Origin of the sequence: Enterobacter sp. Sphag1F, assembly GCF_014193275.1 — a bacterium.
In the GTDB taxonomy this organism is placed as follows: Bacteria; Pseudomonadota; Gammaproteobacteria; order Enterobacterales; family Enterobacteriaceae; genus Pantoea; species Pantoea symbiotica.
The window spans coordinates 348,010-360,200 of record NZ_JACHZD010000004.1 but is presented as its reverse complement, the minus strand read 5'-3'; the positions used below and the strand labels follow the sequence as shown (position 1 = coordinate 360,200).

14 protein-coding genes are annotated in these 12,191 nt (G+C 53.3%); 9 read left to right on the top strand and 5 right to left on the bottom strand.

Translation table 11 applies throughout. The features are described 5' to 3' along the window. Positions 1 to 2: 2 nt before the first annotated feature. Together FHW71_RS15210 and ruvX are read left to right on the top strand one after the other, a co-directional pair. Entirely contained in the window at positions 3 to 566 is a 564-nt protein-coding gene (locus tag FHW71_RS15210; protein ID WP_008107249.1) for a YqgE/AlgH family protein, read from the top strand. Then, positions 566 to 982: a Holliday junction resolvase RuvX gene (gene ruvX / locus FHW71_RS15205; RefSeq protein WP_061720236.1), complete on the top strand. Its 417-nt coding sequence runs from the start codon at positions 566 to 568 to the stop codon at positions 980 to 982. Before FHW71_RS15210 ends, ruvX begins: the two co-directional genes overlap by 1 nt. A gap of 88 nt (positions 983 to 1,070) precedes the next feature. Here the strand turns inward: ruvX and FHW71_RS15200 are convergent, their stop codons facing one another. Next, positions 1,071 to 2,063, bottom strand: coding sequence for a type IV pilus twitching motility protein PilT (locus FHW71_RS15200; protein WP_179452192.1), 993 nt, complete (start codon positions 2,061 to 2,063; stop codon positions 1,071 to 1,073). 16 nt (positions 2,064 to 2,079) lie between these two features. On the opposite strand from FHW71_RS15200, the gene FHW71_RS15195 reads away from it, so the two are divergent. The 4 genes from FHW71_RS15195 to hemW are packed head-to-tail and all read left to right on the top strand — an operon-like array spanning position 2,080 to position 5,112. Beyond that, entirely contained in the window at positions 2,080 to 2,787 is a 708-nt protein-coding gene (locus FHW71_RS15195) for a YggS family pyridoxal phosphate-dependent enzyme (RefSeq protein ID WP_008107243.1), read from the top strand. A 12-nt stretch (positions 2,788 to 2,799) separates the two neighbouring features. Further along, positions 2,800 to 3,354, top strand: a complete 555-nt coding sequence (locus tag FHW71_RS15190) for a YggT family protein (protein ID WP_008107240.1) — start codon at positions 2,800 to 2,802, stop codon at positions 3,352 to 3,354. Between the two features lie 20 nt (positions 3,355 to 3,374). Further along, complete coding sequence (locus FHW71_RS15185) at positions 3,375 to 3,968, top strand: XTP/dITP diphosphatase (RefSeq protein ID WP_179452191.1); 594 nt, start codon at positions 3,375 to 3,377, stop codon at positions 3,966 to 3,968. After that, positions 3,961 to 5,112 carry a radical SAM family heme chaperone HemW gene (hemW, locus tag FHW71_RS15180; RefSeq protein ID WP_179452190.1) on the top strand — a complete coding sequence of 384 codons (1,152 nt, stop codon included), beginning with the start codon at positions 3,961 to 3,963 and terminating at the stop codon, positions 5,110 to 5,112. Before FHW71_RS15185 ends, hemW begins: the two co-directional genes overlap by 8 nt. Positions 5,113 to 5,150: 38 nt before the next feature. On the opposite strand, the gene FHW71_RS15175 is transcribed toward hemW, so the two are convergent. From FHW71_RS15175 to trmB, 4 genes are all read right to left on the bottom strand, one after another. Continuing rightward, a complete protein-coding gene (locus FHW71_RS15175; RefSeq protein WP_179452189.1) occupies positions 5,151 to 7,451 on the bottom strand; it encodes an Ig-like domain-containing protein in 2,301 nt (766 codons plus the stop codon). A 174-nt stretch (positions 7,452 to 7,625) separates the two neighbouring features. Further along, positions 7,626 to 8,342, bottom strand: coding sequence for a DUF2884 domain-containing protein (locus FHW71_RS15170; protein ID WP_008107233.1), 717 nt, complete (start codon positions 8,340 to 8,342; stop codon positions 7,626 to 7,628). Positions 8,343 to 8,444: 102 nt separating this feature from the next. Further along, a complete protein-coding gene (locus FHW71_RS15165; protein ID WP_179452188.1) occupies positions 8,445 to 8,771 on the bottom strand; it encodes a YggL family protein in 327 nt (108 codons plus the stop codon). After that, entirely contained in the window at positions 8,771 to 9,490 is a 720-nt protein-coding gene (trmB, locus tag FHW71_RS15160) for a tRNA (guanosine(46)-N7)-methyltransferase TrmB (protein WP_008107230.1), read from the bottom strand. Before trmB ends, FHW71_RS15165 begins: the two co-directional genes overlap by 1 nt. A 154-nt stretch (positions 9,491 to 9,644) precedes the next feature. On the opposite strand from trmB, the gene mutY reads away from it, so the two are divergent. From mutY to mltC, 3 genes are read left to right on the top strand one after another with little or no spacing between them, the layout of a single operon-like run. Beyond that, on the top strand, positions 9,645 to 10,730 hold the full coding sequence (gene mutY, locus FHW71_RS15155; RefSeq protein WP_179452187.1) for an A/G-specific adenine glycosylase: 1,086 nt from the start codon (positions 9,645 to 9,647) through the stop codon (positions 10,728 to 10,730). Further along, on the top strand, positions 10,730 to 11,002 hold the full coding sequence (locus FHW71_RS15150; protein WP_007890330.1) for an oxidative damage protection protein: 273 nt from the start codon (positions 10,730 to 10,732) through the stop codon (positions 11,000 to 11,002). The genes mutY and FHW71_RS15150 overlap by 1 nt, the downstream gene beginning before the upstream one ends. A 54-nt stretch (positions 11,003 to 11,056) precedes the next feature. Beyond that, positions 11,057 to 12,136, top strand: a complete 1,080-nt coding sequence (gene mltC / locus FHW71_RS15145; RefSeq protein ID WP_008107227.1) for a membrane-bound lytic murein transglycosylase MltC — start codon at positions 11,057 to 11,059, stop codon at positions 12,134 to 12,136. Positions 12,137 to 12,191: the final 55 nt, after the last annotated feature.

Here is a 12,191-nt window from a genome sequence, read left to right as displayed (position 1 = left end):
TAATGAATTTACAGCATCATTTTTTAATTGCGATGCCGTCGCTGCAGGACCCACTGTTCAAACGCTCGGTAGTTTATATCTGCGAGCACAATGAAGATGGCGCCATGGGTTTGATCGTGAATAAGCCGATGGATAACCTGACGGTTGAAGGCATTCTGAAAAAGCTAAAAATTAGCGCATCCGAACGCGATCCTGCCATCAAGCTGGACAAGCCGGTGTTTGCAGGTGGTCCGCTGGCGGAAGATCGTGGTTTCATCCTGCACTCGGCACAGCGCATTTACTCCTCGAGCATTCGTATTTCAGACACCACGGTGATCACCACATCGCGTGATGTGCTGGAAGCGATTGGTACCACTTCGCAGCCCGATAACGTGCTGGTGGCGCTGGGTTATTGCGCCTGGGAGAAAGGTCAGCTTGAAGATGAGCTGCTGGAGAATGCCTGGCTCACCTCGCCTGCTAACACCAATATTCTGTTCCAGACGCCCATCGCTGAGCGCTGGCGTGAAGCGGCACGCGGTTTAGGTGTTGATATTCACAATATTGCCACCGATGCAGGACACGCCTGATGGCCAGTGAAACCTTACTGGGCTTCGATTTCGGCACCAAAAGCATCGGCGTTGCGGTCGGTCAGCAGCTAACGGGCACCGCCCGCGCGTTAACGGCGCTAAAAGCGCAGGATGGCACGCCGGACTGGAAGCTGATCGAAAAGCTGCTGAAAGAGTGGCAGCCCGATTATGTGGTGGTGGGTTTGCCGCTGAATATGGATGGCACCGAACAGGAGCTCACCGCGCGCGCACGTAAGTTCGCCAATCGCCTGCATGGCCGTTTTGGCGTTCGCGTCGAGCTGCAGGACGAGCGCCTGAGCACCGTTGAAGCGCGTGCCGACCTGTTTGAACGCGGCGGTTTTCGTGCGTTGCAGAAAGGCCAGGTTGATTCCCAATCCGCAGTGATCATCCTCGAAGATTGGTTTGACACGCATTAATGCGCACCCTACGGTAAATCCACACACGCTGCCATCATTGGCTTGTCGTAGGGTCGCCATTCATGGCGACCGATATAACAACAACACGTTAAATCATCCCCGCCAACTGCCGCCCCTGCTCGCTCTGCGCAAATGTCTGCATGCCCGCCTGCGCACCGGTTTGCAACACGCCAGGCAACTGATGCATCTTGCCTTCACGGATCAGATTCGCCACCGCCGGCGTCGCCACCAACACTTCAAACAAACCAATTCGCCCGCCCGCTTTCGCCGGCACTAAACGCTGCGCCAGCACCGCTTTCAGGCTGCCCGCTAATTGGGTGCGCACCAGGTTTTTCTCCTCGGCAGGAAACACATCTACCAGCCGATCAACCGCTTGGGTTGCGCCGCGCGTATGGAGCGTAGCCAGCACCAGATGCCCGGTTTCTGCCGCAGTGAGCGCCAGGCGTATCGTTTCGCTATCACGCAATTCACCGAGCAGAATCACATCAGGATCTTCACGCAGCGCGGCTTTAAGCCCGTGTTGAAACGACGCGCAATGCGCGCCGACTTCACGCTGCTGAATCAGCGATCGCTGGCTGCGATGCACAAACTCAATCGGATCTTCCAGCGTCAGGATGTGCCGCGCCTGCTGGCGGTTCAGGCAATCCACCATCGCCGCCAGCGTGGTGGATTTGCCGCTGCCGGTGGCGCCGGTAATTAAAATCAGCCCCTCTTCCAGCTGTAATAGCTGGCTCACTACGTCGGGTAAATGCAGGCTGCTGAGATCGGGCGCCTGGCTGGCAATCAACCGCAGCGCCAGCGATAAGCCGTGACGCTGCATAAAAAGGTTGGCGCGCAGTCGAATGCCGCTGGCAAGCGTGATAGCAAAGTCAACGTGGCCGTTCTCCTCCAGCTCGGCCTGTTGCGGTGGCGTCAGCCACTGCTGCATAAAGGCTTCCAGCCAGCCGCCATCCAGCGCGCTCTGCTGCGGAATCGGCTCCAGCACGCCTTGTCGCCGCCAGTGCGGCAAATGTCCGCTGCAAAGGTGCAGATCGGCGGCGTTATGCTTTACACTAAGGGCCACAATTTCATCCAACTCCATTTAACTTCTCCTGACTATGACTTCCATTGAGCACAACTTACAGCAAGTGCGTGAGCGTATCGCCGCTGCCGCCGCACGTTGCGGCCGCGCGCCAGAAGAAATTACGCTGCTTGCAGTGAGCAAAACCAAACCTGCGAGCGCGGTCGCAGAAGCCATTGCCGCTGGACAACAAGCGTTCGGTGAAAATTACGTGCAGGAAGGGGTTGAAAAAGTGGCTGAACTGGCCGCACATCCTGATTTGCAATGGCACTTTATCGGCCCGCTGCAATCCAATAAAAGCCGTCTGGTAGCGGAAAACTTCGCCTGGTGCCACACCGTTGACCGCCAGCGCATCGCGCAGCGCCTGAACGATCAGCGCCCGGCGTCGTTGCCGCCGCTTAACGTGTTAATTCAGGTAAATATCAGTGACGAGAACAGCAAATCTGGCATCATGCTAGAGGCGTTGCCGGAGCTGGCGCAGCAGATCGCCGCACTGCCGCAGCTGCGCTTGCGGGGGCTGATGGCGATTCCGGCGCCAGAGTCAGACTACGCGCGGCAATTAGCGGTGTGTCAGCAGATGGCCGCCGCGTTTCATGCCTTAAAACAGGATTATCCTGACGTCGATACGCTTTCTCTGGGAATGAGCGACGATATGGACGCGGCCATCGCCGCGGGCAGCACCATGGTGCGTATTGGCACCGCCGTTTTTGGCGCGCGGGATTATGCGCGACCTTCACAACAATAATTGAGGAACCTCATGTTAACACTGACGTTTTTAGTCAAAACGCTGATCGATTTGTACGTGATGGTGCTGCTGCTGCGCATCTGGATGCAGTGGTCGCGCTGTGACTTCTACAACCCGCTGGCGCAGTTTGTCGTGAAGATCACCCAACCGATTATCAAACCGCTGCGCCGCGTGATCCCGGCGATTGGCCCGATTGATACCGCATCACTGCTGCTGGCCTTTGTGCTGACCACGCTGAAATATCCGATTTTACTGCTGATTCAGGTCGGCGTGTTCTCGGTTGATCCCACCAACCTGCTGGTTGGTCTGTTGTCGCTGGTGAAATCTGCCGGTTATCTGGTGTTCTGGGTGATCATCATTCGTTCGCTGATGAGCTGGATCAGCCAGGGTCGCGGCCCGGTGGATCAGGTTTTGATGCAGCTGACTGAACCGCTGATGTCGCCAATTCGCCGTATTCTGCCGGCGATGGGCGGTATCGATTTCTCTGCCATGATTGTGATTCTGGTGCTGTACGCGCTGAATTTCCTCGGCATGGACCTGTTCCCAGGCCTCTGGTATTTGCTGTAATTCGTCTATCTGGAACTGTTATGCAAAAAGTTGTTCTCGCTACCGGTAATCCGGGCAAAGTTCGTGAACTGGCCGATCTGTTAGCGGCCTTCGGGCTTGATATCGTGGCGCAAACCGAACTCGGCGTTGAGTCGGCGGAAGAAACCGGCCTGACCTTCATCGAAAATGCCATTCTGAAAGCGCGTCATGCGGCTGAGATTACCGGTTTACCGGCGATTGCCGATGATTCCGGTCTGGCGGTCGATGCGCTGGGCGGCGCGCCGGGGATCTACTCCGCGCGCTATGCGGGCGTTGATGCCAGCGACCAGCAAAATCTGGACAAGCTGCTGGTAGCATTGGAAAAGGTGCCGAATGGAGAACGTCAGGCGCAGTTCCACTGTGTGCTGGTTTACGTGCGTCACGCCGCCGATCCAACGCCGCTGGTGTTCCACGGTAGCTGGGCGGGGGAAATCACCCGCGCGGCAGCGGGCACAGGCGGTTTCGGTTACGATCCCATCTTTTATGTCCCTGAATTAGGTAAAACGGCGGCAGAGCTGAGTAAAGACGAAAAGCGCGCCGTCTCTCACCGTGGTAAAGCATTGACGCTGCTGCTGGAAGCGATGCGCAATGCCTGATTTTTTACCTGAGTTGCCGCCATTAAGCCTGTACATCCACATTCCGTGGTGTGTGCAGAAGTGTCCGTACTGTGATTTCAACTCTCACGCGTTAAAAGGCGAGGTGCCGCACATTGAGTATGTGCAGCACCTGCTTAACGATCTTGAACAGGATTTGCCGCTGACCGGCGGGCGTGAAGTACGCACTATTTTCATCGGCGGCGGTACGCCAAGCCTGCTGAGCAGCAATGCGATGCAGATGCTGTTGGACGGCGTGCGTGCGCGTTTGCCGCTGGCGGCCGATGCAGAAATCACCATGGAAGCCAATCCGGGCACCGTGGAAGCCGATCGCTTTAGCGGCTACCAGAAAGCCGGTATTAACCGTATTTCGATTGGCGTGCAGAGTTTCAGTCCACAAAAGCTGGAGCGCCTTGGCCGCATTCACGGACCGGAAGAAGCGGTGCGCGCTGCACAGCTGGCGGAAGGTTTAGGCCTGCGCAGCTTTAACCTCGACCTGATGCACGGCTTGCCGGATCAGTCGCTGGAAGAAGCGCTGGATGATTTGCGCCAGGCGATTGCGCTCAACCCACCGCATCTGTCGTGGTATCAGCTGACGATTGAGCCGAATACCTTATTCGGATCGCGCCCGCCGAAACTGCCGGATGACGATGCGCTGTGGGATATATTTGAGCAAGGTCATCAACTGCTGAGCGCCGCGGGCTATCAGCAATATGAAACCTCGGCGTATGCCAAACCGGGTTATCGCTGCGAGCACAATCTCAACTATTGGCGTTTCGGTGATTACCTCGGCATTGGCTGTGGCGCACACGGCAAGCTGACGCAAGCCGATGGTCGCATCGTGCGTACGGTAAAAACCCGCCATCCGCGCGGCTTTATGAAAGGCAACTATCTCGATAAGCAGCACGACGTGGCCGAGAACGACAAACCGTTCGAGTTCTTTATGAACCGTTTCCGTCTGCTGGAAGCAGCACCGCGCGCAAATTTCCGTCGCTATACCGGCATGGATGAGCAGGTGATTCGCCCGCAAATTGATGCGGCGATAAGTGCGGGATACGTGGTGGAAACCACGGAGAACTGGCAGATTACCGAGAAAGGGAAACTGTTCCTGAACTCGCTGCTGGAGCTATTCCTGACCGAAGAGTAAAAAAAATGCCCGGCATAAACCGGGCATTTTTTCGCGTATTAGCCGTAAGTAATATCTATTTCCTGGTTCACTAACACCGTGTAATGCTCCTTGCTATTGGTAAAGAGCGTCCAATTTTCTCCGCCAACCTGCACTTTATTCTGTGACATTAACCAGCCATCGCTGAACTCAGCACGATCAAGAATAACTCGGTCACCGGCATCACCATCAATCATAAATTGCTTACTGTTATCACTGATAAATAAACCATTGGCGCCTTCAGTCAGCAATACTTTTAAATCAAGATTAAGCTGATTATTGCCTACACCAGTAATATCGATTTTTTGCATGCCATCCACACGCTCACTCACTGCTGCAAAATCAATTATCTGGTTGGCACTATCAAAGACAATGCTTGCCGCAGTTTCAGGATGCAAATACTGTGTGGTGATTAACCAATTGGCGACATCAATAATATGCAGTTCACCTGCAGTTGGGGAGTAGATTGGGGACGCATCTGTTGAAGCGATGCTGTTAACTTTACTAACCCCACCTGCTTCACCACTTCCCCAGGTCATAGTATCAATGGTCCAGCCAACATCATTGACCGTTTTAACCCAGCCCTTGTACCAATAATACGCATAGGTATCTGGATCAACGGCAGAGTGCACTTCTATGTAACCAATCGGTTTATTGGCCGTTGTTTGATAACTAAATTTGCTACTCTGATATTCATAATTAATGGTGCCACTGCTGGCGAGAAATTTAGTGGCGATCAGTTCACCGTTTGGCGAGAAAATTTTCACCTGAGTATTATTGTTGTGTAAGTTAGCGTAATTGAAAGCAACGTAGTCGGTTTCACCAAAATCATATTTAACAATGGAGTTATCCAACATAGTGACTGCACGACCATGATAATAATCATTATGTGTCTTGCCGTTCGTCATAATCCCCGTATGCCAGCCATTCGCTGCATCACCGTGTTTCAATTCAGTGACTTTAAGCTTGCCATAGTTATAAATTCTACCTGTTGACCAGTTATCATTCCCTCTGGACTCCCAGTCTTCGTAGTTTCTTTCATATTCTGGTAACGGCTTATAATGCACCGGATATTGGGAGGAATACACACTTTCATTACCTGCAGCATCTATCGCCTTGACGCTAAAATTATTTATCCCAACAGTCATATCCTTAGATGGCGTAATTTTCCAGTCGCCATAAACGCTTGCCTGAGTCGATCCAACAGCAATACCATTTTGATAAAGGGTAATCAGACTGCTGGCTTCCGCTTTACCGCTGAAATCCAGCCGTGGGTCATCGGTTGCTTGTCCTGGTGATATATTGCTGATCGGCCCAACATTATCAATCGCCTGCAAAATGGTTGGCTGGATAGTAGTGGTGTCGATGATCAGCGACGTGCTGCTACTCCATTTGCTCACATTACCCGCGTGATCGATGCCGCGAACGCGGAAACTCCACTCGCCATCCGCAAGATCAATGGGTGGTGTCCACTTCCATTGGCCATTGCTATCAACCGTTACGGTTGCAGTGGTTATCCAGCTACCGTTCTTACTGGCATATTGTACGCGCACAAATTCTCCAAACTCGCCTTTGCCATGAAGCTCTGGGCGACGATCATCGGTGGCGCGATTAAAATTAAACTCGCCACGATAGAGACCCACATCATCCTTATAGAAACTGATTGCTGCCTCATTGGGCTTCTGCGTATCAAGTTCAAATTTCCATTTCGGCGATGCCTGACTGCGATTGTCAGCTCGATCTTCTGCCACGGCGCTGAGTTCATAAGCGCCATCACTTGGCAAATTGACTTCGACTTCCCATTCACCATGCGAATTCGCCTTTACCGAAGCTAGCGGAGTTTTGCTGTTTTTGTTGTAAATGTATACCAGGCTGTTCGCTTCAGCCTCGCCGCGAATCACTGGGTTAGCATCGTTGGTATAACCGTTACGCTTAATGCTATTACCGTTCTGGATACCGCCATCAACATCGTCTTCAATTGCGGTGATAACCGGTTTGTCTGGCGCAATGGTATCAATGTTGTAATCGACGACAATGGGCGTACTGCTGTTACCGGCAGCATCCATCGCAGTAAAGGTGAGAACATATTCGCCATCTGCCAATGGCATCGTGGGCGTCCATTCAAAACGACCGCCCACTACCGGCACGCTAATTGGATTTTTTCCGTTGATGGTGATGATCACTGCAACAGTGTCTGGTGATGGCACGCTGCCTTCCCAGCGCTTTTGCGCATCGTTATACCAACCGGATTCGGCTAGCACGATAAGCGGTGGGAGTACCAAAGGATTATTATTGGAAGCAGAGGCGTTAGAAAATAGCATAAAAATTCCTTAAAAAATAAATGATTTCATGGGGTTGCTAAACCATTGCCATCTTTATTAATTAGAATTTTTACAGTTATCAGATTCGTCCCGAATCCCGGATTCTTAAATGCAGTAACGCTTAAAACTAAAAAGCCAGCCCGTTATGGGCTGGCTTTCTCAAACTCTGGGCAATTATCCTTTAACGCCCTGCATCAATCCTTTGCGCTGATCTTCAAGTACGGTAACGCGGTTACACACTTCGTGGCCGAAGTTCTGGAAATCCTGCTCCTGCTTATTCCATTCCGCCTGCACCGACTGTTGTAGGCCGCCAAGGTTGCCCATGATTGCCTGCAATGGATTGCTGCCGTTTGCCGCCTGGCTGCTGCCCATTTCGTTGAGGCTATCCTGCATGATGCCGCCGAGCGTGCTCTGCACCAGCTTCTCGCCTTCCGCGCGCACCTGATCGATGGCCTGATGATGGAAGGTCAAACCGTCTGGACGATGCTCTATAATGCGGTTCATTTGCTGCTTGAGCTGACCATCCAGCTTGGTGAGACGATTACGCACGTTACTGTTCTCGCCAAGCTTTTCGACAATCACTTTATCCAGCGCCACGCGGCTGCGTTCCAGACGCGAGGTCGCGCCGCTATCGATCCACGGCAAATCGCGACGCAGCGCGGTTTGATAATCGATGGCTTTCTGGCGCGCGGCGTTATCCACGTTGACCTTCTGGCCATTAAACTGCACATCGCCCTGCGGAGTGATTTCGAGGTTGCCGTTGGTTCCCACCACCTGCACGCTCTGCGGTTTAATGATCACATCATCCTGTGGCTTGACGCTGCACTCGTATGCAGCCTGAGCCTGAGTTGCCGCCAGCAGCAGCGCGGCGATAAGTGCCTTACGAACCATGAAATCTCCTGAGCAATAAAAAGGTCGCCATAAATGGCGACCCTACGAAATACGTTGTGGAGTGACCATTTATGGCCACCTTCCCGCATCAACCACTAAAACTTAGTCCCACCAAACGTCGAAGAGTTCAGTTACCTGAATATCGGATAGATTGTTCTTCTCAAGCCACTTACGCACCAGCTCGCGATGTTCATCGGTGCATTTGCCGGTTTCCTGCAAGCACACCAGACCTTCCCACACCAAATAACCGCTGCCGTCATACGCCAGACCATTCGGCGCGATCACTTCATTAATGAACTGATCAACAGTGGCGTCGATTTGCTCCTCGGTGGTGCCTTCGGCGAAACGCCAGGCGACGGAGAAGCCTAATTCCTGAAACTCATCAATATGCAGTTTTTTACGCAAACGACGGCTACGCTGTACGGCCATTATTTCACCCTCTCAAACATCAGATCCCATACGCCATGGCCCAGTCGCTGCCCGCGCTGCTCAAACTTGGTTAACGGACGCGTTTCTGGACGCGGCACGTAATTGTTACTTTCCGACTGATTTTTATATCCGTCGATGCTGCTCATCACTTCTAACATGTGTTCGGCGTAGGCTTCCCAATCGGTTGCCATATGGAACACGCCGCCCAGCTTCAATTTGCGCATCACCAGCTCAGCAAACGGCACCTGTACGATGCGGCGTTTGTTATGGCGCGCTTTGTGCCACGGATCCGGGAAGAACAGCTGCACCATGCGCAGCGAGTTATCCGGAATCATCTTCTGCAGCACTTCCACCGCGTCGTGACACATCACGCGCAGGTTTTCCACGCCCGCTTCCTTCGCCGATGCCAGGCAAGCACCAACGCCCGGCGCATGCACTTCCAGGCCGAGGAAGTTCTGATGCGGATTGTTCTGCGCCATGGTCACCAGCGAGGCGCCCATGCCGAAACCGATCTCCAGCACCACCGGCGCGTCGCGGCCAAACAGCGTCACCAGATCCAGCGGCTCCTGCTGGAACTCCACGCCCATCTCCGGCCATAAATTATCGAGCGCGAGCTGCTGTCCTTTCGTTAAGCGCCCCTGACGGCGCACAAAACTGCGGATACGGCGTAATGGCCGCCCGTTCTCATCAAATTCTGGGGTGATGACGTCATTAATCATGTTGAAGCCTGCTGGTTAGCCTGTTCTGGGAAACGGGCATTATGCAAAGTTAGGAAGCAGAAGCAAGCCTTTGCAATGTTCCGGTTTACACCCTGAGGTCTCTGTGCTGGAATTCCTGCCTGATTGTAGAGTAAACACGGAAAATTTCCTTCTTATGATGCAAGCGCCGACGTTCGCGCAACAAGTGCTGGATTGGTATCAGCGCTTCGGTCGCAAAACCCTGCCGTGGCAGCAGGAGAAAACGCCGTACAAGGTATGGCTCTCTGAAGTGATGCTGCAGCAAACCCAGGTTGCTACCGTCATTCCCTATTTTGAACGCTTTATGGCGCGCTTCCCAACGGTGGCCGATCTGGCGGCTGCGCCGCTGGATGAAGTGCTGCATCTGTGGACCGGTCTCGGCTATTACGCGCGTGCGCGTAATCTGCACAAAGCCGCGAAACAGGTGGTGGAGATGCACGGCGGCGAGTTCCCGCGTAACTTTGACGATGTCGCGGCGCTGCCGGGCATTGGTCGTTCGACTGCGGGCGCGGTGTTATCACTGTCGCTCGGTCTGCACTTCCCGATTCTGGATGGCAACGTAAAACGCGTGCTGGCGCGCTGCTACGCGGTGGGCGGCTGGCCGGGGAAAAAGGACGTTGAAAAACGGCTGTGGCAGATTAGCGAAGAAGTCACGCCAGCGGCAGGCGTCAGCCAGTTTAATCAGGCGATGATGGACCTTGGCGCGTTAGTATGTACTCGCTCACGCCCTAAATGCGAAATCTGCCCGCTCAGTAGCGGATGCGTCGCTTATGCCAACAGCAGCTGGGCTGAATATCCCGGTAAAAAACCCAAGCAGACCTTGCCAGAACGTAGCGGCTGGATGTTGATGATGCAGGATGGCGATGACGTGTGGTTAGAGCAGCGTCCGCCGGTTGGCCTGTGGGGCGGATTGTTCTGCTTCCCACAATTTACAAGTGAGCAAGCGCTAACTAACTGGCTAAACGAGCGCGGCATTCATGCCAAACCGCAGCAGCTCACCGCGTTCCGCCATACCTTTAGCCATTTCCACTTAGACGTTGTGCCTATGTGGCTAGCATGGCCTTCGGCTGGGTCGCTGATGGATGAAGCGGGCGGTCTCTGGTATAACTTAGCGCAACCACCGTCAGTGGGTTTGGCGGCGCCGGTTGAGCGCTTGCTGCATGAATTGCGCCATCCCCAGCAGCTTACGCGTCGAGCAGACGTGACCGAAGAGGAAGAGTAATGAGCCGCACCATTTTTTGTACTTATCTGCAACGCGACGCTGAAGGTCAGGACTTTCAGCTCTATCCTGGCGAGCTGGGTAAGCGCATCTTTAATGAGATCTCCAAAGAAGCCTGGCAGCAGTGGATGTCCAAGCAAACCATGCTGATCAATGAGAAGAAATTGAGCATGATGAACCCGGAAGATCGCAAAGTGCTGGAGAAGGAGATGATCAATTTCCTGTTCGAAGGCAAAGATGTGCACATTGAAGGTTACACCCCGCCAGAAAAATAACCGTTCAGGGCTTCCCTTTGAGGCCCTCTTTTTCGATTCAGGCACGCATTAACAATGAATAAAAAACTGATAGCGCTCTTGGTGATTGCACCACTTTTGGTCTCCTGCTCCGGACAAAAAAAATCGCAGTACCATGAAGAGTGGGTCAAGGACACCAACGGTTTTGATATTTTGATGGGTCAGTTTGCCCACAATATTGAAAACATTTGGGGAATCAATGAAGTTCTGATCGCCGGACCGAAAGATTACGTCAAATATAGCGACGGCTATTACACCCGCAGTCACATCAACTTTGACAGCGGTAGCATCACCATTGAGACCATTTCCGGCACCGATCCGATGGCCAGCCTGCGTCAGGCGATCATCACCACGCTGTTGATTGGCGAAGATCCGGGCAATGTCGATCTCTACTCCGATGCCAACGATATTCAAATCAGTAAAGAGCCGCTGCTGTACGGCCAGGTGCTGGATAACACCGGCCAGCCGATTCGCTGGCAGGGCCGCGCCGGTAGCTTTGCTGATTACCTGATTCAAAACAAACTGCAGAAACGCACCTCCGGATTGCACGTCATCTGGTCGGTTACCATTCCGATGGTGCCAAACCACCTCGACAAACGTGCGCACAAATATCTGCCGATGGTGCGTAAAGCCGCTGAGCAATATGGCGTCGATGCGTCATTGATTCTGGCGATTATGCAAATTGAATCGAGCTTCAACCCGTATGCGGTGAGCCATGCTGATGCGCTGGGACTGATGCAGGTGGTGCAGCATACCGCCGGTGTCGATGTGTTCCGCATGAAGGGCAAAGGCGGCAAACCGAGCCGCAGCTATCTGCTTGATCCTGAAAATAATATTGATGCGGGCACCGCGTATTTGTCGCTGCTGCAGAGAAGTTATTTAGGTGGGATTCAGGATCCGACATCACGGCGTTATGCGGTGATTACGGCGTACAACGGCGGTGCGGGCAGCGTGCTGCGCGTGTTCTCCAGCGATAAGGATCGCGCGTTCTCGTCAATAAATAGTATGTCGCCGACGGAAGTTTACCAGACGCTGACCACCAACCATCCATCGGCGGAATCGCGTCGTTATCTGTATAAAGTGAGCCAGGCGCAGCGCAGTTATCGCCGGTTTTAAGATAAGATATTGATCTAAAAAGGTGGGCATAAATGCCCACCCTACGTGTAGGGTC